Here is a 26186-nt window from a genome sequence, read left to right as displayed (position 1 = left end):
GTGAGGGGCAACCCTCCGGGAATCACGAACACGCACGTCGCGGCGAACATCCGAGCCGCACGCCAAGCGATCGGCATGGACCTGCGCACCATGTCCGACGCTCTCGACGCCGCGGGCCGGAAGCTGTCGCCGTCAGGCATCAGCAAGCTGGAGAACGGCGACCGCCGCGTGGACGTGGACGACCTCACCGTGATCGCCTACCTGCTGCGCACCAGCCCCGCCGCACTCCTGACGCCCCCAGATGAGCAGACGACGCTGACCGGGGTACCGGAGACGTACCTGCCGGAGGAAATCGAGAAGTGGGCGCGCGGAGAACTCGTCCTCACCAGCGACGGACTGCTGGCCTACTGGCAGCAGGAATGGGTGCAGAACCTCAACCGCATCCAATACTTCGAGAGCGCGCTGCGCCACGGCAGCCCGAACCAGGCCACCCACGACGACTACACGAAGCGCCTCGCGGACTTGAAGGAACGCCAGCGGCTCATCCGGGAACGGGGCGTGCAGATCGACCCGACCGGGCGCGTGTTCGACGCCGCCGACTACCTCGACCGCTTCGGCCCCGCCGAGTAGCCGAGCCGCAGAGAGGAAGGAGCCGGAATCATGGCACCACGCGGAACGCCAGCGGAACGAGCAGCCGACGCTGCCGAGACGTCGCAGAAAGCGCAGGCACGTCGCTCGCGAACCCGGCGTGGTGGCCGCGGGTCGATCCAGTCGTACCAGACCGCCGCAGGGAAGCGGTGGCGGTATCAGATCTGGGTGCCCGTCGACCCGGAGCAGCCCGACCTCGGGGAGAAGAAGTTCAGCCGGGGCGGATTCTCAACCGCCGCCGATGCGGACGCCGCGTTGCAGGACGCCCTCAAGCAGCGGGATCAGCAGGAGAAGTTCGGCGGGAAAGTACCCACTCTCGGCGTCTACGCCGACGCCTGGGTGGAAGGGCTCAAGCTCGCGGACTCCACGATCGCCGGGTACAACAAGATCATCCGCAATCACCTCCGCACGCAGCTCGGGCACTATCCGCTCGACAAGCTCACCCCTACCCGGATCGCCCGCCACTACCGCGACCTGGAACAGCACGGACGGAAGGACGAGCAGGACAAGGGCGGGCCGCTGTCGGCCAACACGGTGCACAAAGCCCACGTCGTCCTGGGGGCGATCCTCGACGCCGCAATCGAGGACGGGCACATCGCCACCAACCCCGCCAAGCGGAAAGCGGCGAAAGCGCCGACCACGAGCCAGATGCGGGCAGAGAAGCCCGAGCTGGTGACGTGGACGGCCGATCAGCTCGCCGCGTTCCTCGCGTGGGATCGCGACGAGCTACAGGACGAGTTGTTCGCGCTGTGGTGGGTGATCGCGAACACTGGGGTGCGGCGCAGTGAAGCCCTCGCGCTGAAGTGGAGCGATGTGAACATCAAGACCTCGCAGGTGAGCATCCGGCGTGCGATCAACACCGAGGACTGGACGAAGACGAAGACCACCAAGACCGGCAACGCTCGCGTCATCGACGTCGACGCCGCGACCTTGAAAGCGATCGCCTCCTACAAGGTCGCTCGCGCCGAGCTGTCTTTCGAGCTGGCGAGGGCCGATGCCTACATCTTCGGAGACGACGATGGCCAGCCCCGCTCACCCGACGCGATGACCAGCCGCTGGGATCGCCGCCTCAAGTGGGCCGTCAAGGTCAAGAGGTTCGAGCACCTGCCCCGCGTCACGCTCAAGGGCTTGCGGCACACGCACGCGACGATCCTCATGGAACTCGGCGTGCCGCCCAAGGTCGTGCAGGAACGCCTCGGGCACTCCACGATCACCACGACGATGAACATCTACAGCCACGTCACCCCGACGATGCAGAAGAACGCCGTCGACCGGTTCGCCAGCCGCCTCGCCGGGACATGAGCCTCGCGATGGGGCACGCCGAGGTGCTTGCCCCATATCTCGCCCCATGATAACGAAATAGCCCCTCACCTGGATCATAAAATCCCTGGTGAGGAGCCACTTTCGTTCTGTGCGCGAGGGGGGACTTGAACCCCCACGCCCTTGCGGGCACTGGCACCTGAAGCCAGCGCGTCTACCTATTCCGCCACTCGCGCGAACCGGTGTCACCACCGGGTCAACTTCCCGAGGATATCACGCGAGACAGACCCCGCTGCAATCGATGCCGGGTGCGCCATCCGCGCGCACTCAGGCTGTGCAACTAGCATGTACGCACCGGTCAGCACGCCAGAGGAGCCCCGTGGGACTACTTGACAGCTTCGAGAAGGGACTCGAGCGCGCCGTCAACAGCGCGTTCGCGAAGACCTTCCGCAGTGGCGTCCAGCCCGTCGAGCTCGCCTCCGCACTGCGCAGCGAACTCGACGCGAAGGCCGCTGTGGTCAGCCGCGATCGTATCCTCGCGCCGAACACGTTCGTCCTTCGTCTGGCTCCCGCCGATGCCGAACGGATGGATGCGTTGGGCACCACTCTCGAAGAAGAACTGCACCGCCTTGTCGACGCTCACGCGAAAGCGCAGGGATTCAGCTTCGCGGGGCCGGTGACGATCGCGGTGAACGCCGACGCGCAACTGCCGACCGGAACCGTCCGCGTCGATTCGCGCACGGCCGCGGGAGACGTTTCGTGGCGCGGCGTCGTCGACATCGCTGGACAGCGGCATCCTCTCGTCAAGGGGCGGACGGTCATCGGTCGCGGCAGCGACGCCGACATCACGATCCCGGATGCCGGCACGAGCCGACGCCACGTCGAGATTCTCTGGGACGGCGAGCGCGCGATGGTGCGCGACCTCAAGTCCACCAACGGGACCAAGCTCGACGGGCGCCCCGTCGCGGAAGCGCCCCTCCCCCCCGACTCGGTCGTCACGATCGGGCGCACCGACATCACCTTCCACGTCATCGCCCAGGCGACCCCGCCGCGCCCGTCGACGTCGGCGGCCGACGCGACGCGCGCCTTCGGCCTCGGAGGCATGTCGTGAGTGAACTGACCCTTCTGCTTCTGCAGATCGGCTTCTTGGTGCTGCTGTGGTTCTTCGTTTTCGCCGTGGTGTATTCGCTGCGCGCTGACCTGTTCGGTGTCACCGTGCGCAAGATGCCCGATCCGGCACCTGCCGCCGCATCGCCGGCATCCGCCCCGGCGCACGCGGCGACAGCGCCGATCGCACCCTCCGTCCCGGCCACGCCGACCGGTTCCGGCTCGAAGGCGACGCGTGACGCCGTTGCCCGCATCATCATCACGAGCGGCCCGAAGGCCGGCCTCGAGCTTCCGCTCGGCTCAGAGCCACTCACGATCGGGCGCTCGAGCGAATCGGGTCTCGTGATCCGCGACGACTACACCTCCAGCCACCACGCCCGGTTGCTCCTGTGGGGCGACCAGTGGATGATCCAGGACCTCGATTCGACCAACGGCACCTGGCACGACGGGCAGCGCCTGAGTACACCCGTGCCCGTGCGGATCGGCGCGCCGATCAAGGTCGGCGCCACGACGTTCGAGCTGCGGAAGTAGCGGCCCGCCGTCATGGCCTTCGAGGGATCCAGCGTCGCCATCTCCCATACGGGGAAGGTGCGCTCCAACAATCAGGACTCGGGCTACAGCGGCTCGAATCTGTTCGTCGTCGCCGACGGGATGGGCGGGCACGCGGGCGGCGATGTGGCCTCTGGCCTCGCGGTGCACCGGCTGAAAGAGCTCGACCACCCGTTCCCGAGCCCGAGCGATGCCGAGCACGCCCTGCAGGATGCGATCGGCGAGACCGCGGCGCAACTCATCGACACGGTGGCAGAGCGGCCCGAGCTCGCCGGTATGGGTACGACGGTCAGTGCCCTGGCAATGGTCGAGGACTACGCCGTCATCGCGCACATCGGCGATTCGCGGATCTACCTCTACCGCGACGGCGCGCTCACGCAGATCACTGCCGACCACACGTTCGTCCAGCGACTCGTGGATTCCGGCCGGATCACCCCCGAGGAGGCGCGGTATCACCCGCGGCGCTCGGTCCTCATGCGGGTGCTCGGCGACATGGATCCCGATCCCGACGTCGACACGTTCATCATGCCGACCCAGCCGGGCGACCGCTGGTTGCTGTGCTCGGACGGGCTGTGCGGGGTCGTCGACGACGCGCACACCGAAAAGGCACTGAGTCAGGGGTTCGCGCCGGGACGAACGGCCGATCTGTTGCTCAAGCAAGCTCTGGATGCCGGCGCCCCAGACAACGTGACGATCGTCATCGTCGATGTGGGCGGGAACCATCCCCTCTTCAGTGGGACCCCGACGATCGTCGGATCGGCGTCGAACCCCCAGGGCATCGAGGTTCCTGCCGCCCGGCCGGGACGCACGAGCTGGTTGCACCCGGGCCGCCAGGCCGCGAACGAGCCCACGCACTTCGAGCCGGCCCCGGAGTTCCTCGAGGAGCTCATCGAGGAAGACCGACGCCGTGGTCGTCGTCGCCGCGTGTGGTGGTTCGTCGGGTTCGCCGTGATTCTCCTCGCGATCGCCGCCGCCCTCTTCGGCGCGTACAGCTGGAGCCAGACCCGCTTTTTCGTCGGTGCCGATGATGATTCGGTCGTGATCTTCCGCGGCATCCAACAGGACATCGGGCCCATCCCGCTGTCGTCCGTGTACGAGGACACCGGCATCCTGCTGGCGGACTTGCCGACCTACCAGCGCATTTCGGTGGAGAACACGATCTCGGCGCGGTCCGTCGCCGACGCGAACGCGATCGTCGCGAACCTGCGCCCGACGACGGGAGTCACCCCGTGACCGACACCGTCGAGACGGATACGACCGTCGTGAAGGCGCTCCGGCGTGTGCGGCTGCCGCAAACGCAACGTAACCGCGAACTCGGTCTCTTGCTCTTCGCCTTCGCCATCAACGCCGGCGCCGTCGCCCTCGTCCAGCTCGGCGCCGAAGGGCAGATCGACGCGACCTTCCTGTACTACTGCGGCGGACTGACGGTCCTCGTCCTCGTCCTCCATGTCGTGCTGCGATTCACCGCGCGATCGGCTGACCCGTTCGTCGTTCCGATCGCCACCGTGCTGTCGGGCCTGGGGCTCGCGATGATCTATCGCCTCGACCTCGCCGACGATCTCGCCGGCTGGGGAGCGTTCTCGACCCGGCAACTCGCCTGGCTCGTCATCGCGATCGTGGGGGCCACGGCGGTCGTGCTCTTCCTCAAGAACTACCGCGTGTTGTTCCGCTACACCTACGTGTTCGGGTTCGTGGGCATCGCACTTCTGCTGCTCCCTCTCGTTCCCGGGCTCGGGGTCGAGGCTGGAGCCGACGTCTGGGTCTCGATCGGGGGACTCTTCTCGTTCCAGCCGGGGGAGCTCGCCAAGCTCGCCCTCGGCATCTTCTTCGCCGGTTACCTCGTGCGCACGCGTGAGTCACTGACCTCGGTGGGGACCCGCTTCCTCGGCATGACGTGGCCGCGAGCGCGTGAACTCGGCCCGCTGCTGCTCATCTGGGCCGGCGCCATGGGGATCATCATCTTCCAGCGCGACCTCGGCACCGGGTTGCTCATCTTCGGCATGTTCGTCGCGATGCTCTATGCCGCCACAGGCAAGACGAGTTGGGTCCTGATCGGTGTCGTCCTCGCCGTCGCCGGAGCCTTCCTGGCCTCACGCATCCTGCCGTACGTCGGCGCGCGGTTCACGAACTGGTTGGACGCCTTCAACCCCGACCTCGTCAACGGCTCGAGCTACCAGCTCGTCAGCGGCATCTTCGGTCTGGCCCAGGGCGGCCTCATCGGTACGGGCCTCGGTCACGGGCGCCCCGACCTCACCCCCCTCGCGCACAGCGACTACATCTTCCCGAGCCTCGGTGAAGAGCTGGGGCTCATCGGTCTCTTCGCGATCCTGTGCCTGTACATGGTGTTCACGAGCCGCGGCATCCGCATCGGCATCGCCGGACAGGACGACTTCGGCAAGCTGCTCGCCACCGGACTGTCGTTCACGATCGCGCTACAGGTATTCATCATGGTCGGCGGCGTCACTCGTCTCATCCCGCTCACCGGCCTGACGACCCCGTTCCTCGCGGCCGGCGGCTCGTCGCTCGTCGCGAACTGGCTGATCGTCGCGCTTCTGTTGCGGATATCGGATGCCGTGCGCTCCCGGCCCCGGGTGGTGATCGGCTAGTCATGACAAAGGAACTCCGCCGCCTCAGCATCGTCATGCTCGTCATGTTCGTCGGACTCTTCGGCGCGATCAGCTGGATCCAGGTGGTCCAGGCGAGCGAGCTGAGCGCCAATCCGTACAACAAACGCGCGCTCTACGACTCCTACGAAGTGCAGCGGGGCTCGATCCTCGCCGGTGACACGGTGATCGCCTCGTCGGTGCCCAGCGGCGATCTCTACAGCTGGAACCGCACCTATCCGGACGGCGACATGTGGGCTCCGGTGACGGGCTACATCAACCCCGTGCTCGGGTCGTCGCGGGGCCTGGAGCGCGCGATGAACACCGTGCTCTCCGGCACCGACAGCTCGCAGTTCCTCTCTCGCCTGGACCGAATCGTGACCGGCCAGCCGCCGCGCGGATCGAACGTCGTGTTGTCACTCGACCCCGAGATCCAGCGCGTCGCGTACGACGCCCTCGGCGACTATCAGGGCGCGGTCGTCGCCATGGAGCCGACGACCGGTCGCGTGCTCGCGATGGTGACGAGTCCGAGCTACGACACGAATCTGCTCGCCTCGCACGATACGACCCAGGTGCTCGCCGACTACGACACGTTGACCGCGAACGCCCTGCGGCCGCTCGACAATCGGGCGATCGCCGGCAAGCTCAACCCGCCCGGATCGACGTTCAAGCTCGTCGTGGTCTCCGCCGCACTCGCGTCCGGTGACTACACACCCGAGTCGACGTTCCCGAACCCGGCAAGGTACACGTTGCCCGGCACGTCGACCGAGATCAGCAACTTCGACGGGGGCACGTGCGGCGACGGGGACCAGGTCACACTCGCCACGGCCCTGCGGCTGAGCTGCAACATCCCCATGGCGCAGCTGGCCGTCGCGCTCGGTGACGACGCCATCCGCGCCGAGGCCGAGAAGTACGGCTTCAACGCGAGCTTCGACATTCCCCTGACCACGACCGCCTCGGTGTATCCGCGGGCACTGTCCGACCCCGAGACCGCGCTGTCCGGCTTCGGGCAGGGTGATGTGATCGCAACGCCCCTGCAGATCGCGATGGTCGCGGCCGGTATCGCCAACGACGGAGTCGTGATGAATCCGCGGATGGTCGATCGTGTCGTCGCTCCCGACCTGACGGTCCAGCAGACGCCCGAAGACACCGAGTTCGAACGCGCTCTGTCGTCGAGCCTGGCTGCCCAGATGACCACGATGATGGTGGCCAATGTCAGTAACGGCGCAGCCAGCGGTGCAAGAATAGACGGCGTCGACGTGGCGGGAAAAACCGGCACTGCGGAGCATGGTCCGGGAGATCCGTACACGTTGTGGTTCACCGGATTCGCGCCCGCCGACGACCCCCAAGTCGTCGTCGCGGTCATGGTCGAAAACGGCGGAGGGCTCGGCCAACAAGGTACGAGCAACGGGATCGCGGCCCCCATCGCGAAGAAAGTCATTGAGGCGGTGCTGAGCAGATGAGACCGACGCAAGGTGTGAGCTTCGGCGGGCGGTACGAACTGGATTCCCGGATCGCCATCGGCGGGATGGGTGAGGTCTGGGAAGCGACCGACCACGTCATCGGACGTACCGTCGCGATCAAGATCCTCAAAGACGAGTACATGGGCGACCCGGGATTCCTCGAGCGCTTCCGCGCCGAGGCCCGACACGCGGCTCTCGTCAACCACGAAGGCATCGCCAGCGTTTTCGATTACGGCGAGGAGAACGGCTCCGCCTTCCTCGTCATGGAACTCGTGCCCGGTGAGGCCCTGTCGACGATCCTCGAACGCGAGGGGTCGCTCTCCACCGACAAGACGCTCGACATCGTCGCCCAGACGGCCGCTGCCCTCCAGGCCGCCCACGCGGCCGGCCTGGTACACCGTGACATCAAGCCCGGAAACCTCCTCATCACCCCGGATGGCCGGGTCAAGATCACCGACTTCGGCATCGCGCGTATCGCCGACCAGGTTCCGTTGACGGCGACCGGGCAGGTCATGGGCACCGTCCAGTACCTCTCACCCGAACAGGCCTCGGGTCACGCCGCGTCACCCTCGACCGACATCTACTCACTCGGCATCGTCGCGTTCGAATCCCTCGCCGGCAAGCGTCCCTTCACGGGCGAGTCGCAGGTTGCGATCGCGATGGCGCAGATCAACGACGCGCCGCCGCCGCTTCCCGACACGATCGGCGAGCCGGTCAAGAACCTCGTCATGAGCATGATCGCCAAGAAGCCGGAAGATCGTCCAGCGACGGCTTCGGCCGTCGCGCGTGCGGCGACCGCTCTGCGACGCGGCGACATCGCTGGCGCAGCGGCGATCGTTCCCGCGATCGCGGGTGCGGTGCCGCTCGACGAGGTCACTCAACTCCTCACCCCCGGGAGACTCGCCACCGACGAAGCCACCCGCATCCTCCCCGCTGCGGCTCCCGCCGGCACCCTGGTGGACGAGGGACCCGGCGAGAAGAAAAAGCGCAGCCCCTGGACGTGGCCGCTCATCGCCCTGATCGCGATGCTGGTGCTGGTGCTCGGCGGAACGTTGTTCGCCCTCTTCGGAAACCCTGCGCCCACGCCGGATCCCACGACATCCACTCCCGCGTCCTCGGCTCCGGCGACCCCCTCCGACACACCCGAGCCGACGCCGACCTCGGTGCAGATCGACACGCTCGGGTTCGTCGGCAAGACCTGCGCCGAAGCGACCGAGATCGCCCGGACGAACAACATGACCGCGGTGACCTGCCAGACCGGCTCAGTCGCCGCGCCGACCGCCGATCAAGAGGGCCTCATCTACGAGACCAACCCGGTGTCGGGCACGGTACAACTCGATCAGCAGGTCACGCTCAGCGCCTACGGACCCTTGACTCCGATGAACACACCATCGGCGCCGGTCATCCAGGTCGACGGAGCGTCGTCACCCACGGTCGAGGCCGGTGGCACCGCGACGATCAACTGGACCGGGTTCACCTGCCCCTCCGGGTCGAGCACCGTCTCGTCGTACAACATCACCCTCACCAACGGTGTCTTCACATCCAACGGACAGTCGACCGGATCGTTCGGGCCGAACGACCGGCCCGTCCCCGTCACGGTCGCCAGCGAAGTGGGGCGCATCATGACGGTGCTCTACACGGTGACGTGCACGGGTGAGTCGGGCGAGCGGACATCGGAAGCATCCCAGGAAGTACAGGCGTCGATCGTTGCCGCCCCGACGGGAAATCCGGCACCGCCGGCCGAGGGATCCGACAGCACCGACGAGTGACGTCGGATCGTGCGGGCACCCTCCAGGGTGGTCGGTTAGGCTGGCCTAGGAGTCAGCCCAGGGAGTGAAGTGTCAGCAGAGCCGCGCGTGCTTTCCGGCCGCTACCGCATCGACGAACTCATCGGGCGGGGTGGCATGGCGAGTGTCTACCGTGGGCAAGACCTCACCCTCGGACGTTCGGTCGCCATCAAAATCCTGAAGCGCGAACTCGCCGTCGACAGCGCGTTCCGCACCCGGTTCCGACTGGAAGCCCAGGCCGCGTCGCGGATGTCGCATCCAACGATCGTGCGTGTGTACGATGCGGGCGAAGACACCGAGACCGATCCGGACGGGACGTCCCACCCGGTTCCGTACATCGTGATGGAACTCGTCGGCGGGGTGTTGCTGAAGTCCGTCATCTCCGACGGACCCGTGCCGCTGGCCGATGCCGTCCGCTACACCGATGGCATCCTCGAGGCTCTCGAATACTCGCACCGGGCCGGCGTCGTGCACCGCGACATCAAACCCGGCAACGTGATGGTCACCGAGCGTGGCCAGATCAAGGTGATGGACTTCGGTATCGCCCGCGCGGTCTCCGACTCTTCGTCGACCGTGGCCGAGACCACGGCCATCATCGGCACGGCGTCGTACTTCTCACCGGAACAGGCCAAGGGTGAACCGGTCGACGCGCGCGCCGACGTCTATTCCACCGGCGTCGTCCTCTACGAACTCCTCACCGGCCGCACGCCGTTCCGCGGCGACACTCCCGTCGCCGTCGCCTACCAGCACGTCAGCGAGACGCCCCTGCCGCCGTCCGAGCTGGTCGAGAGCGTGCCACGCGCGCTGGATGCCGTCGTGCTCCGCGCCCTTGCGAAGGATCCCTACCAGCGCTATCAGGATGCCGCGTCATTTCGTGAAGCGCTGGACGCGACGACCGATGGACGCGCTCCGAGCAAGCGGCAGGTCGGTGCGCTCACGAGCGAGTTGTATGGAGCAAACCCGCGCCAAGCGGCGGAGACGGCGAGGTCGCTCCGGCAACTGAGCACCGACACCACGATGCGGCGCACGCAGGCAGGGCCCCCGGCCGCATGGATCTGGATGGGCGTTGCGGTGCTCGCCGCGGTGCTGATCTCCGTGCTGATCTGGGTGATGACCAGTCGCCCGGGGCCGAGCGTGAGTCCGGACGCGCGTGTCGTCCCGAACCTCATCGACATGTCGTGGGAGCGCGCGAACGAGGCGCTGTTCGATGAGAACCTCCAAGCGACACGACTCGACGAGAGCAGCGACACGATCGCGGAGGGAAACGTCATCCGGACGGACCCCACCGCCGGCACCACGGTTGCGTCGGGTCAGAAGATCACCCTGTACGTTTCGACCGGCGCGCAGCTCGCGACGGTCCCCACGCTCGTCTCACTCAGTCAGGCCGAGGCTTCAGCGGCACTCGCTGCGGCCGGGCTCGGTGTGGGCTCGGTGCGCAACAGCAACGATCCGAACCTCGCGGCCGGTGTCGTGATCTCCGCCGACCAGACGGAGGGTTCGCAGGTCGCCGTGGGGACGACGGTGAACCTCGTGGTCGCGAGCGGTAAAGTGACGCTCGTGAACATGGTCGGCTACACCGTGGCCGCGGCGGAGCGCGAACTGACCGCGGACGACATGGCGTTGACCGTCACCGTGATCGAAGACCCCGCGTGCCCAGCCACTCCGGGCGAGCCGGTCGTCGCCTCCCAGTCGCTCGCACCGGGTGATGTGCCGATCCACTCCACCGTCGATCTGACCGTGTGCACGGGCTGACGGGATCGTCCGCGGACGGATCGACTCAGCCGACGGGGCGGAGAGGACGAAGTGCGGCGCCGCGCGCGGCCGCACCGACCACCCCGGTGGCCTCGAGCCAGGTTCCCAGCAGCTGATAACCGCCCTCGGTCAGGATGCTCTCCGGGTGGAACTGCACGCCCCACGCGGGTGCCGTGCGGTGGGCGAGGCCCATGATGACACCGGAGTGCGTGGTCGCCGTCACCACCAAGACGGACGGGAGCGTCTCGGGGCGCACCGCGAGCGAGTGGTACCGCGTCGCGGCGAAGGGATCGCGGAGTCCCGCGAACAGTCCGGTTTCGTCGTGGTGGATCAGGGAGGTGATCCCGTGTCGCACTTCCGGGGCTTCGGCGACGGTCGCCCCGAACGCCACGGCGAGTGCCTGATGGCCGAGGCACACCCCGAGCAGGGGGATGCCAGCCTCCACAGCAGCGAGGATGATGTCGATCGACGCTCCCGCGTCTTCGGGTGTCCCGGGTCCGGGGGAGACCAGCACCCCGGCGTAGCCGGAGACGGTGTCGACCGGGTCCGACACGACATCCGCCTCGATGAGGTCCGTGTGAGCCCCGAGCTCATGCAGGTATCCGATCAGCGTGTGGACGAAGCTGTCGTGGTTGTCGACGACCAGAATGCGGCCGGAACGGTCAGCCACCGATGGTGGATTCCGTCGGAGTGATGAACTGTGCGGCCCAAGGGAAGACGTGCCAGAACAGTCCGTAGATCACCGCCGTCGCCAGGATCAACAGAATGAAGACCCGCACCCACGCGGGGCCGGGCAAGATTCGCCACAGTGCGCCGTACATCAGACGGTCACCCCTTCGGTGAGTGCGGCGGGCGGCCCCTCCGCGGTCGGCGTGAAATCGTCGAAGACCGCGTACGCGATGATGCGCTCGAGCATGTTGAGCTTCGGAGCGCAGCTCGTGAGCGTCAAGTAGCGGCCATTGGCTTCGACCCCCGCTTGTTGGGGCACCGGCAGGAGCACGTCGACCTGGGTGTCTTGCACGTACTCGAGCGTGCGGAACCGGTAGGTGTACCAGCCCTCCGCCGTCTGGACGACGATCGCGTCTCCGACGACGAGCTTGTCGATCGGATCGAACGGCTGACCAGATGTCCAGCGATGAGCGGCGTAGACCGTGTTGCCGATCCCGCCGGGCATGGCGGTGTCGGCGTAGTGGCCGATCTCGCCGAGATCGAGAATGTCCTTCCGGGTCGTCCCCGCGGCGATCGTGAACTTCCAGTCCGCACCGAAGCGCGGCACGAACATGACGCCGAACTGCTCGCCGTGCGCCGGCTGCGCGAGCACGGGAACCACGGTCTCTGCGGGTGCATCCGTCGGAACGGGCGCGGGCGAGGCGGATTGGGTCGGCGTGGCCGCGGGCGTCATCCAACTCTGCGACAGCGCATCGGCCTCGGCATGCTTCTGCCCACCGATGATCATGTCACCGATCCACATCTGCCAGGCGACGAACAAGAGGGCGACGACTCCGACGGTTATCAGCAGTTCACCGATCACGCCGAGAACCGATACGCGGCGCCTCGGCCGAGCCCGCCGGGCGCGGCGAGACGTGAGTTCACGGTCCCCCATGTCGAGGATTCTACCGAGCGTAGGATGTGCCGCGGCTGACAGGTAGAATCGACGCCATGGCACGTTCAGGCAAGGGTGACGAACAGATCGTCGAGCACACCGAGGGTGACGCCACCCCCAATCCGGTGTGGTTCAAGCCCATCATGCTGGGTTTGATGATTCTCGGTTTGCTCTGGGTGATCGTCTTCTACCTCAGCAACCAGAACCTGCCGATTCCCGGCATCGCGGGATGGAACCTCGTCATCGGCTTCGGGATCGCCTTCATCGGCTTCCTGATGACGACGCGCTGGCGCTGACGCATCCATCCCCCGCTGATCCCACAGGTGTGAGTTACACCGCTGTAATTCATCCCCAGTTGTGGATGAATCTGTGGATAACTCAGGCGTAGTACAGCACGTACGGGATGCCGAGCAGGGCTAAGAGCCCTGCTCCCACCGCGACGAGCAACCAGATCTGCCGGCGCTGCATCCGGATGGCGCGCGTGCGAGCGAAAATGAGACCGATCAGCGCGCCGACGAGGCCGCCGCCGATGTGCGCCTGCCACGAGATGCCCGAGCCCGGCAGGAACGTCAGCACCAGGTTGATGCCCATGATCACCGCGATCGCCGTGACGTTCGCCCCGAGGTGTCGGCCGATCACGAACATGGCGCCCAAGAGTCCCCACACCGCACCCGAGGCGCCGACGACCCACGTCCCCGGGGCGAGCAGAGCAACCAGCACCGACCCCCCGAGCGCACTCAGCAGGTAGAGGGCGAGGAACCGCCAGCGGCCGAGGAGGGGTTCGAGGCTCCGGCCGAGCGCCCACAACGCCAGCATGTTGAGAGCGATGTGCCAGATTCCGGCGTGCACCAGGGTGACGGTCAGCAAGCGCCAGGGCTGGATGTAGGCGAGAACGCCGTTGAAGGCCAGCAGGCTCTGCACGCTCTGCCCGATCCCCGGGATCAGACCGATCAGATAGAACACGGTCGTGATGATCACGAGCGTGTACGTCACGATCGGTCGGGAGTCGACACCCGCCCGGCGCCGCGGCATCCGCGTGACGGGCGCGGACTTCTGTTGCTGCTGCTGAGCGTCACGCAGACACTCTGGGCAGATCACACCGACCGGCAGCGGTGTCTGGCACTCTCCGCAGATCGTGCGCAGACACCGCTGGCAGAGCACGAAGCTCTGCCGGTCAGGATGCCGGTAACAGAAGTTGTCCGGATTCGTCCGGACGTCCGAATCCGTCATGTGTACCGGTTCCTGATCGTGTCGATGATCAGACGGCGACGACGTCGACCGACTTCAGCACGACGGGCTCGATCGGACGGTCGCCGGCACCGGTGGGGACAGCAGCGATCGCGTCGACGACGGCGCGCGAATCGGCGTCCGCCACCTCACCGAAGATCGTGTGCTTGCCCTGCAGCCACGGGGTCGGATCGGTCGTGATGAAGAACTGGGAGCCGTTGGTGCCCTCGGCCTTGCCGGTGATGGCGTTGCGGCGGAGACCTGCGTTGGCCATCGCGAGGATGTAGGGCTCGTTGAAGTTCAGCTCGGGGCTGATCTCGTCGTTGAAGTTGTAACCGGGACCGCCGACGCCCTGTCCGAGCGGGTCGCCGCCCTGGATCATGAAGTTCGGGATGATGCGGTGGAAGATGACGTCGGTGTAGAGCGGGCCTTCACCGGGCTGGCCGGTACCGGGGTGCGTCCAGGCCTGCGACCCATCGGCGAGGCCGGTGAAGTTCTGCACCGTGCGCGGCGCGTGGTCGCCGAACAGGTTGACGACGATGTCGCCGTGGTTGGTGTGGAGCGTGGCTACGGCGGTGTGAGTCGTCATGCTCACTATTCTCACATCTGTCAACCCCTGGCATGGTCGCCGCTGTCTGGCAAGATGGAGAGAAACGTTCCCCGATCAGGGAGGTCACCCCGTGAGCGTCAGCCGTAAGCGCAAGAAAGAACTTCGCAAGCTTCAGACCCAGGCCACCAAGGTGTGGGAGTCGCAGCAGGTCCTGGTCGGTCAGGCCGGTGACATCGCCCGTGAGGCGGGCCGTCAGCTGGGGCACTACAACCGCGAACAGGTCGTGCCTGCGGTGCAGCACAGCTACGAGAAGTATGCCGCTCCGGTGGTGAACCAGAGCGTCGCGACGGGTCGCAAGATCTACAACCGCAACCTCGTTCCCGCCGCAGGTGCCGTCGTCGGTTCGGCGCTGTCGGTGTGGGATGCCGCCAACGACACGCGTGAGCGTCTCGCCGCCGGTCGCGGTTTCGGTGGCTTCGACGTCGCAGATCTGCAGAAGAAGGCCGACAAGTACGGTGCGAAGGCCGCGAAGCGGCTCGCCATCGCGGAGCCGAAGAAGTCGGGCATCAGCGCCGGTGGCGTGATCGCGATCCTCTTCGGGATCGCCGCCGCCGCCGGTGTGCTCTATGCCGCCTGGCAGACGCTCCGTGCCGACGACGAGCTGTGGGTCGCCGACGACCCGCTGCGTGCGCCCGACGCCTGAGTAGACGCATGACGCTCGAACGAGTCCGGACGGCCGCGGCCGAGCGTGGACTTGAGATCGAGATTCGGGAAAGGCCCGCCGCATCCTCACTGGAGGATGCGGCGGGCCTTCTCGGTCTCCACCCCTCGGAGATCGTGAAGACGCTGGTGGTCAAGCGCTCGGACGACACCTATCTGTTCGCGCTCATCCCCGGCGACCGGGCGATCTCGTGGCCGAAGCTGCGGGCGATCGTCGGCGTCAACAAGATGCAGCTCCCCGACCCGCAACGCGCCCTCGACGCGACCGGGTACGAGCGGGGCACGATCGTCCCGATCGGCAGCTCCACGGCATGGCCCGTGTTTGCGGATGCGAGGATCACCGGCCGCCGCGTCGCCATGGGCGCTGGCGCGCACGGATACAGCCTGTTCGTCGAGGCGGACGACCTGATCGGCGCGTACGAGGCGACCGTGGCCGACATTTCGCAGTGAGGAAAACTGTGGAGCCTGGGAGATTCGAACTCCCGACATCCTGCTTGCAAAGCAGGCGCTCTACCAACTGAGCTAAGGCCCCCGGAGTGGGGTGGTGGGGCTACCAGGATTTGAACCTGGGACCTCTTCATTATCAGTGAAGCGCTCTAACCAACTGAGCTATAGCCCCGTGCGGAGGTCGGCGTCTGTGCGCCGTCAACCTCCAAGACTTTACCCGAACTGCGGGCGAATCCGAAATCAGTTCGAGGTGAAGCCGACGAGCAGTCCTCCAGTGACCTTCACCATGAGGTTGTAGATGCCGGCGACAACCGCGCCGAGCACCGTGATCACGATGAGGTTCAGGATCGCGACGATAGACGCAAAGGACATCACCTGCGGCAGGCCGACGTAGTCTCCCAGCGTGAAGTTGTCGTCGAATGCCTTGAGCAGCTCATCGAGCTGCTCGATGATGCCGGTCGTACTGAGGACCGTGTAGATCAGGAAGACCGAGACGATCGTGACGATCGCGAGGGCCACGGCCGCGAGGAAAGACAGCTTCACGGCGGACCAGAAATCCACGTACACCAGGCGGAGGCGGACCTGCTTGGAGCTGGTCTTGCTGGTCGACTTCTTCGCCAGCTTGTCGGCTACCGTGCTCATGCGTCAGTACTACTCTCTTCGGGGCTCGCCGTCGACGTCTCTGCGGCAGCGGGGGCATTCTCGGATGCCGCTTGTTCAGCGGCCTCGGCCAGTCCACGCTCACCGTTGCGGGCGATAGCGAGGATACGATCCTCGTCGTCCGGTCGGGCGAAAACGACGCCCATGGTGTCGCGTCCCTTGGCGGGGACCTCGGCCACGGCAGAGCGTACCACCTTGCCGCTGGCAAGGACCACCAAGACCTCGTCGTCCTCACGGACCATCAGACCGCCCGCGAGATCACCGCGATCCTCGTTCAACTTGGCGACCTTGATGCCCAATCCACCGCGACCCTGCAGGCGATACTGCCCCACCGCGGTGCGCTTGGCGTAGCCGCCTTCGGTCACGACGAACACGAACGCATCGTCCTGGGCGACCGATGCAGACAGGAGCGTGTCTCCCTGGCGGAACGACATCCCCTTCACGCCTTCGGTGGAGCGACCCATCGGGCGGAGCGACTCGTCGGTGGCGGTGAAGCGCAACGACATCCCCTGCCGCGAGATCAGGAGGACATCGTCGGTCTCATCGACCAACAGGGCGCTGACGACCTCGTCGCCGTCTTCCTCTTCCTGGCCGCGCAGACGGATCGCGATGATGCCACCCTGACGGTTGGTGTCGTAGTCGCTGAGCAGCGTCTTCTTCACCTTGCCGTCGCGGGTGGCGAGCACAAGGTACTGCGCCACGGTGTAGTCACTGATGTCGAGGATCTGCGCGATCTCTTCGCCCGGCTGGAGCGCGAGGAGATTCGCGACGTGCTGACCCTTCGCATCACGGCCGGCCTCGGGAACTTCGTACGTCTTGCACCGGTAGACCCGACCCTTGGTCGTGAAGAACAACAGCCAGTGGTGCGTCGTGGTGACGAAGAAGTGCTCGACGACGTCATCGGCGCGCAGTTGCGCACCCTTCACGCCCTTACCGCCACGGTGCTGCTGACGGTAATTGTCGCTGCGCGTGCGCTTGATGTACCCGGCGCGCGTCACCGTCAGGACCATCTCCTCGACGGGGATGAGGTCTTCCATCGACATGTCGCCGTCGAACCCGTGCAGGATGTGGGTGCGTCGCTCGTCGCCGTATTTGTCGACGATCTCCGTGAGCTCCTCGCGGATGATGGTGCGCTGGCGGGTCGGGTCGGCGAGGATCGCCCGGAAGTCCGCGATCTGCTTCTCGAGCTCGCGCGCCTCGTCGATGATCTTCTGGCGCTCCATCGCCGCGAGGCGCCGCAGCTGCAGCGCGAGAATCTCGTCGGCTTGATCCTTGTCGACGTCCAGCAGGGTCATCAGGCCGTCTCGGGCCTCATCGACCGTGGGAGAGCGACGGATGAGCGCAATGACCTCGTCGAGCTGATCGAGCGCCTTCAGGTAGCCCTCGAGGGTGTGCATGCGGCGCTCGGCCTTGCGCAACCGGAATCCGGTGCGGCGGACGATGACCTCGACCTGGTGCTCGACCCAGTACGAGATGAACCCGTCGATCGCGAGGGTGCGAGGCACACCATCGACGATGGCCAGCATGTTCGCGCCGAAGTTCTCCTGCAACTGCGTGTGCTTGTACAGGTTGTTCAGGACGACCTTCGCGACGGCGTCGCGCTTGAGCACGATGACCAGTCGCTGACCCGTGCGGTCCGAGGTCTCATCGCGGATGTCGGCAATGCCACTCAACTTGCCGTCGCGGGCGAGGTCACGGATCTTCGCGGCGACGTTGTCGGGGTTGACCTGGTAGGGCAGCTCCGTGACGACGAGGCAGGTACGGCCCTGAATCTCTTCGACGTTGACGATCGCGCGCATCGTGATCGATCCGCGTCCGGTGCGTTGCGCGTCACGGATTCCGCGCGTGCCGAGAATCTGCGCGCCCGTCGGGAAATCCGGACCCGGGATGCGCTCCATGAGCGCCTCGAGGAGTTCGTCGCGGGTCGCTTCGGGGTGCTCGAGCGCCCACAGCGCACCGGCAGACACTTCGCGCAGGTTGTGCGGTGGGATGTTCGTCGCCATGCCGACCGCGATACCCACCGAGCCGTTGACCAGCAGGTTGGGGAAGCGCGCCGGGAGAACCTTCGGTTCCTGCGTCTTGCCGTCGTAGTTGTCCTCGAAATCGACGGTTTCCTCGTCGATGTCGCGGACCATCTCCATGGCGAGCGCTGCCATCTTGGTCTCGGTGTACCGCGGGGCGGCGGCGCCCATGTTCCCGGGAGAACCGAAGTTTCCCTGGCCGTCGGCGAGGGGATACCGCAGCGACCAGGGCTGGACCAGGCGCACGAGGGCGTCGTAGATCGCCGAGTCGCCGTGGGGGTGGTACTGCCCCATGACTTCACCGACGACGCGCGCGCACTTGTTGAAGCTCTTGTCGGGGCGGTAGCCACCGTCGTACATGCCGTAGATCACACGGCGGTGCACGGGCTTGAGGCCATCGCGCACATCCGGCAACGCACGACCCACGATGACGCTCATCGCGTAGTCGAGGTAGCTCCGCTGCATCTCGACCTGGAGGTCGACCTGGTCGATGTTGCCGTGATTGTGTCCGTCGGTGATGTCCGGACGTTCGTCGTCAGTCATTTGTGTGGTCCCTGAGCGTGTCGAAGGTCAGATATCGAGGAAGCGGACGTCTTTGGCGTTGCGCTGGATGAATCCGCGTCGCGCCTCGACGTCTTCACCCATCAGGATCGAGAAGATCTCGTCTGACGCAGCCGCGTCGTCGATCGTCACCTGACGAAGCGTGCGGGTTTCGGGGTCCATCGTGGTCTCCCACAATTCCTTGGCGTTCATCTCGCCGAGACCCTTGTAGCGCTGCACCCCGTTGTCCTTCGGGATGCGCTTGCCGGCGGCAATACCAGCGGCCAGCAGCGCGTCGCGCTCGCGATCGCTGTAGACGTACTCATGGTCGGAGTTCGACCACTTGAGCCGGTACAGCGGCGGCTGAGCGAGGTAGACGAATCCCGATTCGATGAGCCCGCGCATGTAGCGGAAGAGCAGGGTCAGCAGGAGCGTCGTGATGTGCTGGCCATCGACGTCGGCATCGGCCATCAAGACGATCTTGTGATATCTCGCCTTCTCGACGTCGAAGTCCTCGCCGATGCCCGCGCCGAAGGCCGCGATCATCGCCTGGATTTCGGCGTTGCCGAGAGTGCGGTCGAGGCGAGCCTTCTCGACGTTGAGGATCTTGCCACGCAGCGACAAAATCGCCTGGTGCTCGGGATCGCGCCCGCTGACGGCGGAGCCGCCGGCCGAGTCACCCTCGACGAGGAAGATCTCGCTGAGCGAGGGATCCTTGCTCGTGCAGTCCTTCAGCTTCTCGGGCATGGATGCTGACTCGAAGACGCTCTTGCGACGCGCTGTCTCGCGCGCCTTCCGTGCCGCCATGCGGGCGGTCGCGGCATCCACGGCCTTCATGATGACGCGCTTCGCCTGCACCGGATTGCGGTCGAGCCAGTCGGTCAGCTGATCGCCGACGACCTTCTGCACGAACGCCTTGGCTTCGGTGTTGCCGAGCTTGGTCTTGGTCTGACCTTCGAACTGCGGCTCGGAGAGCTTGACGGAGATGACGGCGGTCAAGCCCTCGCGGATGTCCTCACCGGTGAGGTTGTCGTCCTTCTCCTTGAGAAGTCCCTTTTCGCGCGCGTACTTGTTGATGTACGTCGTCATCGCCGCACGGAAACCCTCTTCGTGGGTACCGCCCTCGTGCGTGTTGATCGTGTTCGCGAAGGTGAAGACGTTCTCGGTATAACTCGTCGTCCACTGCATCGCGAGCTCGAGCGAGATGTGGCGGACTGTGTCTTCGGATTCGACCTCGATGATCTCGTCGTTGACGACCTCGGCCTTCCGCACCTTGTTGAGGTACTCGACGTAGTCGACGAGGCCGCGCTCGTACAGGAAGTCGGCGTGCGGCTGCATCGTGACGGCCGTTCCGTCTTCGTCGACGACGTACGCCGAGTCGGGCCGCAGGTCGTTCAGTGTGATCCGGAGGCCCTTGTTCAGGAACGCCGTCTGCTGGAAGCGCGTCCGCAACGTGTCGTAGTCGAAATCGATCGTCTCGAAGATCGCGGCATCCGGCCAGAACGTGATGGTCGTGCCCGTCTCATCCGTCGCTTCTTCTTTCGCGAGCGGCGCCACGGGCGATCCGCCGTCACGGAAGGTCTGGCGCCACGCATGCCCCTGACGCTTGACGGCGACATCGAGGCGGGTGGACAGCGCGTTGACGACGGAGGAACCGACGCCGTGCAGGCCGCCGGAAACGGCGTACCCGCCGCCGCCGAATTTTCCCCCGGCGTGGAGGACGGTCAGAACGACCTCGACGGTCGACTTGCCCTCGGTCTTGTGCATGTCTACGGGGATGCCGCGGCCGTTGTCGACGACACGCAGCGCGCCGTCTTCGAGGATCGTGACGTGGATCGTGTCGCAGTAGCCGGCAAGGGCCTCATCGACCGAGTTGTCGACGATTTCGTAGACAAGGTGGTGAAGACCGCGCTCGCCCGTCGACCCGATATACATGCCGGGCCGCTTACGTACCGCCTCAAGACCCTCGAGTACCTGGATCTCATCGGCCCCGTAGTCGTTGTGCACCTTCTGGTCGGGAGTGGAGAGTTCCTCGGGAACGCTGTCGGGGGTTTCAGACGTCATATGTTTCGAGCACTCCAGATCGATTCGAAGGATCAGTTCATTCTATCGCTTTCGGGGTGCGCATACGCCGCTGTGGCGCGCGGAAAAGCCTCCGGATGCCGCGGGACGTGGATTACCCGTAGGTATCGCGAGGACCGCGCCCTGGAACGGCTCTGGGGCCCCATTTCCAGGAGGGGACGTCCGGTCCGACGAAGCGCACGTTCTGAACGCCGGCATCGGGGAATCGACGCATCAGCTGGGTCACGATCTCTGCGCGCATGAGTTGCAGATTCTTCGCCCACGCGGTCGAGTCGCACTGGACGGTCAGGATGCCGTCGGCCAGCGCCACGGGATTCGCGTGTCGCGCGGTCTCGGCGCCGGTCACCTGCTCCCACTGCAAGACCAGGTCTTCCCGCGCGAGCTGCGAGTCCCAGCCCGCCTGGCGGGTGAGGTCTGCGAGGACATCGCCGACACCTTTGGGGTCGCGACCGGGCGCGAACGGCATCTTGTCGTCGTCGGTCTCGCCTCGCTTCTTGCGTCGGCGTGCTGTCCGAGCCGAGGGCTCAAGGCCTCTGAGTCGCAGGTACGTTGCGATGGTTTCGGGAACACCGGACAGGGGCGACTCACTCATCGCCCACCGCCTGAATCGTTCCGGCGACCACTCGGACCGTACGTGCGCACAGCGCCGCCGGCACATCTTCTTCGACGGCAGCCGTCACGATGACCTGCTCGAAATCCCCCACGAGTGCCGCCAGCCGGGCTCGCCGGTCGGCGTCGAGCTCGGCAAACACGTCGTCGAGAATCAAGACCGGATCTCCCAGCTGCGACTGTTCGCGCAGCAAGCGGGCCGACGCGAGTCGAAGTGCGAGGGCAACCGACCACGATTCACCGTGCGAGGCGTAGCCCTTCACCGGAAGTCCCCGCACGCGCAGCACGAGATCATCTCGGTGCGGACCGACGAGGGTGATCGCACGTTCGAGTTCTTGCGGACGCTTGGCGGCGAGGGCCTGCCGGAACGCCGCGGCGATATCCTCGGCGCTCCCACCCACCGATCGAGTATCGGTGCCGGTCTCACCCGCGGTATCGAGATCATCCCCGTCATCCGCACCGTCGACGCCGTCAACCGTCAGGCTCCACTGGAGCTCCGGCCGGTGGTCTTCACCGGCGATCGCTGTGTAAGCCGCGGCCACGGGCGCAGACAGTTCGGCCGCAATCGCGAGGCGAGCGCGGATCACGTCGGTGCCCAGCTGCACGAGCTTGTCATCCCACACATCGAGAGTGGACAACCCCTCTCCGCGGACACCACGCGACCGGGCAGACTTGAGAAGCGCATTGCGCTGTTTCAGCACCCGGTCGTAGTCGGCGAGAACGCCGGCCATGCGTGGTGCGCGCTGGATGAGGAGTTGATCGGCGAAGCGTCTCCGCGCCGACGGATCTCCGCGCACGATCTGCAGATCTTCGGGGGCGAACAACACGACCTGGGCATACCGCGGCAGTTCGACCGGGCGAACAGCCGCGCCGTTGACCCGCGCCTTGTTGGAACCGGAGCGGTTGATCTGCAATTCGAGAACGATCCGACGATCGCCGTGGGAAAGATGGGCCCGCACGATCGCGGCATCCATCCCGTCGCGCACCATCGGTGCATCCTGGGAGACACGATGCGACCCGAGAGTCGCGAGGTAGGCAATGGCCTCGGCGAGATTCGTCTTGCCTTGACCGTTCCGACCCACGAAGACGTTCGCGCCGGCGGTCAACGACACGTCGGCAACCGCGTAATTGCGGAAGTCGACGAGGCTGAGCTGCTCGACGATCACCGATTCAGCCTAGGCGGCGCAGACGACACTCCCGATGTCAGCGCAGCAACAGGTTCGGCTGCAGCAAGTACTTGAAGCTCTCGGGTCCACCGGAGGTCTGCGGGGTGATGAGCACAGGGCTCAGCTTGTTCGCATTGTCGCTGGAGGTGAACGTGATGCGCGCGAACTCGCTCTTCACGGCACCGAGTGCCTCGAGCAGGTACTGCGGATTGAGGCCGAGGGTCACATCGTCACCGGCGAGGGTTGCATCAACCGACTCGGAAGCGCGGGCCTGCTCCGTTCCGGAAGCATCCATCGAGACACCGTCTTCACTGAAAGTGAAGCGCAGCGGGGCCGAGCGATCGAGCACGAGCGACACACGCCGAACGGCCTCAGCCAGTTCTGCGGTGTTGACGACGGCGTAGTGGTCGGTCTGCTCGGGGAACAAACGGCGGACCGGCGGGAAATTTCCCTTGATGAGGAGAGAGGTCACCGTCTTGTTGGCCGCGGTGAAGGCGATGATCTCGCGGTCACCCGACCCCGAGAACGAGATCTTGATGTCACCCGAGTGCGCGAAGGTCTTGCCGACTTCGGTCAGCGTCCGCGCCGGCACGAGCGCCGTGGTCGATTCGTCGGATGCGGCGGTGCCTCCGTCCCATGACACCTCACGCAGCGCGACGCGGTAGCGGTCTGTCGCGACGAGACTCAACTGCGTGCCCGCCACTTCGAGCTGCACGCCGGTGAGGACAGGAGTGACATCGTCACGCGACGCGGCGAAGGCGACCTGCGCGATGGCGGTCGCGAACTCTTCCGCGGGCACGAGACCGGATTCACCGGAAACCTCGGGAATGGCGGGATATTCCTGTACCGGCATCGACGCGAGAGTGAACCGAGCGGACCCACACGTCAGCACGATCCCGTCGTCTTCGCCCACTTCGATCTGGATCGGTGCATTGGGCAGTCGGCTGGCGATCTCCGACAACAACCGTCCGTGGACCAGGATCGTGCCGGAAACGTCGACGGTCGCCTCGATCGTCGTGCGAGCCGATGCTTCATAGTCGAACGCCGCCAAGGACAGGCCTTCATCGGATGCTTCGATCAGCACACCGGCCAGGATCGGCTGGGGGTTTCGCTGTGGAAGGAGCTTCACGACGAATGACACGGCCTCGCTGAATACATCGCGATTCACGTGGAACTTCACTGGCGCTCCCTTGGGTCGACTAAAGCCCTCCCATGCTAGTGCCCTTGTCGTTCGGATTCCGCAGACGCCCGTCAGATGTGAGGTGAGTTCGTTTTGGTTATCGAACGTGTTTCTTCAAGAGAGGTATCTGTCATGGTGTTAACCCCTGTGGAAAATGGGGATAACTCAGCCGATCCGTGTCGAGACGAGGAAACGACACGCGTGTAACTTGTGGGCGAGCTGCGGATGAGTGTCGTTCGTCGCGACGCGCAGCATCCGTCTTGTCGATGGTCATTCCACAGGACGTTGTCATTCGTTCACAGAAGTTCGAGTCCTGGCGGGAGTTATCCACAGGATTTCCACACTGTGAAGAACGCGCATGATCGCGCGTTACGGACAACGCTGTCAAGTGCGAGTACTGAATCAGCGGCCGATACGGCCGAGCTGCGTCGTGATCTCGGATACCTGGTTGTAGATCGAGCGTCGTTCCTTCATGAGCTGTGCGATCTTCTTGCACGCGTACATGACGGTGGTGTGGTCGCGGTTGCCGAAGAGCTGACCGATCTTCGGAAGGGACAGACTCGTGCGCTCACGACACAGGTACATCGCGATCTGCCGTGCGGTGGCGATCGACTGCGATCGACTCGAGCCGTAGAGATCGTCGACCGACAGCCGGAAGTACTGCGCGGTCGCCGTGATGATGTCGGTGGGCGAGATCACATTGGTGTCATCTGTGTCGACGATGTCGCGGAGCACTGTTTGGGCGAGTGAGATGTCGAGGTTCGACCGGTTGAGGCTCGCGAACGCCGACACACGGATGAGCGCGCCTTCGAGTTCACGGATGTTCGAGGACACCTTGGTCGCGATGTACTCCAGCACCTCGTCAGGAACGAGCAGCCGCTCGGACTGCGCCTTCTTGCGGAGGATCGCGATACGAGTCTCGAGGTCGGGCGCCTGCACATCGGTGATGAGGCCCCACTCGAACCGGCTGCGCATGCGGTCTTCGAATCCGGTCAACTGCCGCGGCGGTACATCGCTGGTGATCACGACCTGTTTGTCATGGTCGTGCAGAGTGTTGAACGTGTGGAAGAACGCTTCCTGGGTTTCTTGCCGGCCTTGCAGGAACTGGATGTCGTCGATCAAGAGGATGTCGACATCTCGGTAGCGCGCCTGGAATGCCGAACCGCGGTTGTTCGCAATCGAGTTGATGAAGTCGTTCGTGAACTCCTCGCTCGAGACGTAGCGCACACGGATGCCGGTGTAGAGGCTCAGGGCGTAATCACCGATCGCATGCAGGAGGTGCGTCTTCCCGAGACCCGAGTCTCCGTAGATGAAAAGCGGGTTGTATGCCTTGGCCGGTGCCTCGGCGACGGCCACGGCTGCAGCGTGTGCGAACCGGTTCGACTGACCGATGACGAAGTTGTCGAAGCTGTATTTGGGGTTGAGTCGTGTGTCGCTCCGGGCGGACGACGCGGCTTGTTCGACGTATTCTTCCGTGGCCGGCCGGATAGCCGTCATCTGCGGTGCCGTCGACTGCACCGGAACGGGCGCCGTCAGATGAGCATCGGCCAGTTCAGGATTCACCACGACGCGGAACGAGGATGCGGCGGGCTCGGCATCCACCGTCGCGAGCGCTTCCATGATCGGCGCGCGCAGGCGCTTGTTCAGCTGCGCGGCCGTCAGATCGTTGGGGACGTCGAGGTAGAGGGTGCCGCTCATGACACCCTGCGCGACGGCAAGACTCAGAAATCCTTGGAGTTGTGGGGTGACGCGCTCATCGCGCATCAGTTCGTCCAGCACGGCGGTCCAGACCGGGACATCCGGAACTTCGTGCTGAGACATGTCCCTCCCGGGATCCGATGACGAAAATGACGGAGGACCGTCAATGATCCACACCTGTGGATAACTATCCGTGACACGCTAGTCAGGGAGCGTGTCCGGCGCAAAATCCACTGTAGATCCGGGCCGCGTGTCGCCGCCAGGCACGACGTGCGACCGGTGGATAATGTCAGATCGCTCGCCGCCGGCTTGAGTTTCCGGCCGTCTCGACGTAGCCTTAATCGGTTGACTTATGCCCGCATGGGCTGTCCCTGTACCTGTGTCCCCGGTTGAGAGCGTTCCGGTGACCGCCGATCCGGAGTGATCCTCATGAGCAAGCGCACGTTCCAGCCCAACAACCGCCGCCGCGCCAAGAAGCACGGCTTCCGCGCCCGTATGCGGACGCGCGCCGGCCGTGGCATCCTTTCGGCTCGCCGCGCCAAGGGCCGCGCCGAGCTTTCGGCCTGACCTGACC

The 26186-nt window shown here is 65.5% G+C and carries 25 protein-coding genes and 3 tRNA genes; 13 read left to right on the top strand and 15 right to left on the bottom strand.

Translation table 11 applies throughout. The features are described from left to right. Positions 1-570: a helix-turn-helix transcriptional regulator gene (locus Q0653_RS06630; RefSeq protein WP_298943629.1), complete on the top strand. Its 570-nt coding sequence runs from the start codon at positions 1-3 to the stop codon at positions 568-570. A gap of 30 nt (positions 571-600) precedes the next feature. Next, positions 601-1890, top strand: a complete 1290-nt coding sequence (locus Q0653_RS06625; RefSeq protein ID WP_298943628.1) for a tyrosine-type recombinase/integrase — start codon at positions 601-603, stop codon at positions 1888-1890. Positions 1891-2000: 110 nt separating this feature from the next. On the opposite strand, the gene Q0653_RS06620 is transcribed toward Q0653_RS06625, so the two are convergent. Next, a tRNA-Leu gene (locus tag Q0653_RS06620) sits at positions 2001-2084 on the bottom strand. Positions 2085-2227: 143 nt separating this feature from the next. Between Q0653_RS06620 and Q0653_RS06615 the strand changes: the two genes are divergently transcribed. The 7 genes from Q0653_RS06615 (at position 2228) to pknB (ending at position 11109) form a co-directional block, all read left to right on the top strand. Next, positions 2228-2959, top strand: a complete 732-nt coding sequence (locus tag Q0653_RS06615) for a DUF3662 and FHA domain-containing protein (RefSeq protein ID WP_298943627.1) — start codon at positions 2228-2230, stop codon at positions 2957-2959. Beyond that, positions 2956-3486 (top strand): FHA domain-containing protein, encoded by a 531-nt coding sequence (locus tag Q0653_RS06610; protein WP_298742888.1) that lies wholly within the window; start codon positions 2956-2958, stop codon positions 3484-3486. Before Q0653_RS06615 ends, Q0653_RS06610 begins: the two co-directional genes overlap by 4 nt. 12 nt (positions 3487-3498) lie before the next feature. Next, the gene (locus Q0653_RS06605; protein WP_298742885.1) at positions 3499-4737 is read left to right on the top strand and encodes a PP2C family serine/threonine-protein phosphatase; all 1239 of its coding nucleotides are present in this window, start codon (positions 3499-3501) and stop codon (positions 4735-4737) included. Beyond that, on the top strand, positions 4734-6110 hold the full coding sequence (locus Q0653_RS06600; RefSeq protein ID WP_298742883.1) for an FtsW/RodA/SpoVE family cell cycle protein: 1377 nt from the start codon (positions 4734-4736) through the stop codon (positions 6108-6110). The genes Q0653_RS06605 and Q0653_RS06600 overlap by 4 nt, the downstream gene beginning before the upstream one ends. 2 nt (positions 6111-6112) lie before the next feature. After that, positions 6113-7570, top strand: coding sequence for a penicillin-binding transpeptidase domain-containing protein (locus tag Q0653_RS06595; RefSeq protein WP_298943625.1), 1458 nt, complete (start codon positions 6113-6115; stop codon positions 7568-7570). Then, positions 7567-9339 carry a protein kinase gene (locus Q0653_RS06590; RefSeq protein ID WP_298943623.1) on the top strand — a complete coding sequence of 591 codons (1773 nt, stop codon included), beginning with the start codon at positions 7567-7569 and terminating at the stop codon, positions 9337-9339. The genes Q0653_RS06595 and Q0653_RS06590 overlap by 4 nt, the downstream gene beginning before the upstream one ends. 87 nt (positions 9340-9426) lie before the next feature. After that, positions 9427-11109 (top strand): Stk1 family PASTA domain-containing Ser/Thr kinase, encoded by a 1683-nt coding sequence (gene pknB, locus Q0653_RS06585; protein ID WP_298943621.1) that lies wholly within the window; start codon positions 9427-9429, stop codon positions 11107-11109. A gap of 25 nt (positions 11110-11134) precedes the next feature. Here pknB and Q0653_RS06580 read toward each other — a convergent pair whose 3' ends face one another. The 3 genes from Q0653_RS06580 to Q0653_RS06570 are packed head-to-tail and all read right to left on the bottom strand — an operon-like array spanning position 11135 to position 12712. Then, positions 11135-11779 carry a gamma-glutamyl-gamma-aminobutyrate hydrolase family protein gene (locus tag Q0653_RS06580; protein ID WP_298943619.1) on the bottom strand — a complete coding sequence of 215 codons (645 nt, stop codon included), beginning with the start codon at positions 11777-11779 and terminating at the stop codon, positions 11135-11137. Next, complete coding sequence (locus tag Q0653_RS06575; RefSeq protein ID WP_298742873.1) at positions 11772-11930, bottom strand: hypothetical protein; 159 nt, start codon at positions 11928-11930, stop codon at positions 11772-11774. Before Q0653_RS06575 ends, Q0653_RS06580 begins: the two co-directional genes overlap by 8 nt. Next, positions 11930-12712 carry a class E sortase gene (locus tag Q0653_RS06570; protein WP_298943617.1) on the bottom strand — a complete coding sequence of 261 codons (783 nt, stop codon included), beginning with the start codon at positions 12710-12712 and terminating at the stop codon, positions 11930-11932. Before Q0653_RS06570 ends, Q0653_RS06575 begins: the two co-directional genes overlap by 1 nt. A gap of 56 nt (positions 12713-12768) precedes the next feature. On the opposite strand from Q0653_RS06570, the gene Q0653_RS06565 reads away from it, so the two are divergent. Further along, entirely contained in the window at positions 12769-13008 is a 240-nt protein-coding gene (locus tag Q0653_RS06565) for a cell division protein CrgA (RefSeq protein WP_298943616.1), read from the top strand. 82 nt (positions 13009-13090) lie between these two features. Here the strand turns inward: Q0653_RS06565 and Q0653_RS06560 are convergent, their stop codons facing one another. Beyond that, entirely contained in the window at positions 13091-13942 is an 852-nt protein-coding gene (locus tag Q0653_RS06560) for a rhomboid family intramembrane serine protease (RefSeq protein WP_298943614.1), read from the bottom strand. Between the two features lie 28 nt (positions 13943-13970). After that, the gene (locus tag Q0653_RS06555) at positions 13971-14528 is read right to left on the bottom strand and encodes a peptidylprolyl isomerase (protein WP_298742865.1); all 558 of its coding nucleotides are present in this window, start codon (positions 14526-14528) and stop codon (positions 13971-13973) included. Between the two features lie 91 nt (positions 14529-14619). Here Q0653_RS06555 and Q0653_RS06550 point away from each other — a divergent pair, with 91 nt between their 5' ends. Then, on the top strand, positions 14620-15192 hold the full coding sequence (locus Q0653_RS06550) for a DNA helicase (protein WP_298742862.1): 573 nt from the start codon (positions 14620-14622) through the stop codon (positions 15190-15192). Between the two features lie 8 nt (positions 15193-15200). Beyond that, positions 15201-15659 carry an aminoacyl-tRNA deacylase gene (locus Q0653_RS06545; RefSeq protein ID WP_298943613.1) on the top strand — a complete coding sequence of 153 codons (459 nt, stop codon included), beginning with the start codon at positions 15201-15203 and terminating at the stop codon, positions 15657-15659. A 9-nt stretch (positions 15660-15668) separates the two neighbouring features. Here the strand turns inward: Q0653_RS06545 and Q0653_RS06540 are convergent. The 9 genes from Q0653_RS06540 to dnaA all read right to left on the bottom strand — a co-directional run bounded on the left by Q0653_RS06540 (position 15669) and on the right by dnaA (position 25735). Continuing rightward, a tRNA-Ala gene (locus Q0653_RS06540) sits at positions 15669-15741 on the bottom strand. Positions 15742-15751: 10 nt separating this feature from the next. Beyond that, positions 15752-15828, bottom strand: a tRNA-Ile gene (locus tag Q0653_RS06535). Between the two features lie 68 nt (positions 15829-15896). After that, a complete protein-coding gene (locus tag Q0653_RS06530) occupies positions 15897-16298 on the bottom strand; it encodes a DUF3566 domain-containing protein (protein WP_298742850.1) in 402 nt (133 codons plus the stop codon). Then, positions 16295-18880 carry a DNA gyrase subunit A gene (gene gyrA, locus Q0653_RS06525; RefSeq protein ID WP_298742848.1) on the bottom strand — a complete coding sequence of 862 codons (2586 nt, stop codon included), beginning with the start codon at positions 18878-18880 and terminating at the stop codon, positions 16295-16297. Before gyrA ends, Q0653_RS06530 begins: the two co-directional genes overlap by 4 nt. Before the next feature lie 27 nt (positions 18881-18907). Further along, positions 18908-20941 carry a DNA topoisomerase (ATP-hydrolyzing) subunit B gene (gyrB, locus tag Q0653_RS06520; RefSeq protein ID WP_298943611.1) on the bottom strand — a complete coding sequence of 678 codons (2034 nt, stop codon included), beginning with the start codon at positions 20939-20941 and terminating at the stop codon, positions 18908-18910. A gap of 112 nt (positions 20942-21053) precedes the next feature. Next, positions 21054-21551, bottom strand: coding sequence for a DciA family protein (locus Q0653_RS06515; protein ID WP_298943609.1), 498 nt, complete (start codon positions 21549-21551; stop codon positions 21054-21056). Further along, positions 21544-22734, bottom strand: a complete 1191-nt coding sequence (recF, locus tag Q0653_RS06510; RefSeq protein ID WP_298943607.1) for a DNA replication/repair protein RecF — start codon at positions 22732-22734, stop codon at positions 21544-21546. Before recF ends, Q0653_RS06515 begins: the two co-directional genes overlap by 8 nt. 37 nt (positions 22735-22771) lie before the next feature. Next, positions 22772-23914, bottom strand: coding sequence for a DNA polymerase III subunit beta (dnaN, locus tag Q0653_RS06505; protein WP_298943605.1), 1143 nt, complete (start codon positions 23912-23914; stop codon positions 22772-22774). Positions 23915-24316: 402 nt separating this feature from the next. Beyond that, positions 24317-25735, bottom strand: coding sequence for a chromosomal replication initiator protein DnaA (dnaA, locus tag Q0653_RS06500; RefSeq protein WP_298742838.1), 1419 nt, complete (start codon positions 25733-25735; stop codon positions 24317-24319). 306 nt (positions 25736-26041) lie between these two features. On the opposite strand from dnaA, the gene rpmH reads away from it, so the two are divergent. After that, positions 26042-26179 carry a 50S ribosomal protein L34 gene (rpmH, locus tag Q0653_RS06495; protein WP_298742835.1) on the top strand — a complete coding sequence of 46 codons (138 nt, stop codon included), beginning with the start codon at positions 26042-26044 and terminating at the stop codon, positions 26177-26179. The last annotated feature ends 7 nt before the right edge of the window (positions 26180-26186 follow it).

It is taken from the genome of uncultured Microbacterium sp., from assembly GCF_947488465.1.
Classification (GTDB): domain Bacteria; phylum Actinomycetota; class Actinomycetes; order Actinomycetales; family Microbacteriaceae; genus Microbacterium.
The sequence above is the reverse complement of the archived record's forward strand: the minus strand, read 5'-3'. Positions and strand labels throughout refer to the sequence as shown.

Excerpts from the sequence above, each read along its gene's own strand:
- Q0653_RS06625 (WP_298943628.1), top strand. The coding sequence starts at position 601 with ATGGCACCACGCGGAACGCCAGCGGAACGAGCAGCCGACGCTGCCGAG.
- Q0653_RS06605 (WP_298742885.1), top strand. The coding sequence starts at position 3,499 with ATGGCCTTCGAGGGATCCAGCGTCGCCATCTCCCATACGGGGAAGGTG.
- Q0653_RS06595 (WP_298943625.1), top strand. The coding sequence starts at position 6,113 with ATGACAAAGGAACTCCGCCGCCTCAGCATCGTCATGCTCGTCATGTTC.
- Q0653_RS06590 (WP_298943623.1), top strand. The coding sequence starts at position 7,567 with ATGAGACCGACGCAAGGTGTGAGCTTCGGCGGGCGGTACGAACTGGAT.
- Q0653_RS06575 (WP_298742873.1), bottom strand. The coding sequence starts at position 11,930 with ATGTACGGCGCACTGTGGCGAATCTTGCCCGGCCCCGCGTGGGTGCGG.
- Q0653_RS06570 (WP_298943617.1), bottom strand. The coding sequence starts at position 12,712 with ATGGGGGACCGTGAACTCACGTCTCGCCGCGCCCGGCGGGCTCGGCCG.
- Q0653_RS06565 (WP_298943616.1), top strand. The coding sequence starts at position 12,769 with ATGGCACGTTCAGGCAAGGGTGACGAACAGATCGTCGAGCACACCGAG.
- Q0653_RS06560 (WP_298943614.1), bottom strand. The coding sequence starts at position 13,942 with ATGACGGATTCGGACGTCCGGACGAATCCGGACAACTTCTGTTACCGG.
- Q0653_RS06555 (WP_298742865.1), bottom strand. The coding sequence starts at position 14,528 with ATGACGACTCACACCGCCGTAGCCACGCTCCACACCAACCACGGCGAC.
- Q0653_RS06545 (WP_298943613.1), top strand. The coding sequence starts at position 15,201 with ATGACGCTCGAACGAGTCCGGACGGCCGCGGCCGAGCGTGGACTTGAG.
- Q0653_RS06530 (WP_298742850.1), bottom strand. The coding sequence starts at position 16,298 with ATGAGCACGGTAGCCGACAAGCTGGCGAAGAAGTCGACCAGCAAGACC.
- gyrA (WP_298742848.1), bottom strand. The coding sequence starts at position 18,880 with ATGACTGACGACGAACGTCCGGACATCACCGACGGACACAATCACGGC.
- gyrB (WP_298943611.1), bottom strand. The coding sequence starts at position 20,941 with ATGACGTCTGAAACCCCCGACAGCGTTCCCGAGGAACTCTCCACTCCC.
- Q0653_RS06515 (WP_298943609.1), bottom strand. The coding sequence starts at position 21,551 with ATGAGTGAGTCGCCCCTGTCCGGTGTTCCCGAAACCATCGCAACGTAC.
- dnaA (WP_298742838.1), bottom strand. The coding sequence starts at position 25,735 with ATGTCTCAGCACGAAGTTCCGGATGTCCCGGTCTGGACCGCCGTGCTG.
- rpmH (WP_298742835.1), top strand. The coding sequence starts at position 26,042 with ATGAGCAAGCGCACGTTCCAGCCCAACAACCGCCGCCGCGCCAAGAAG.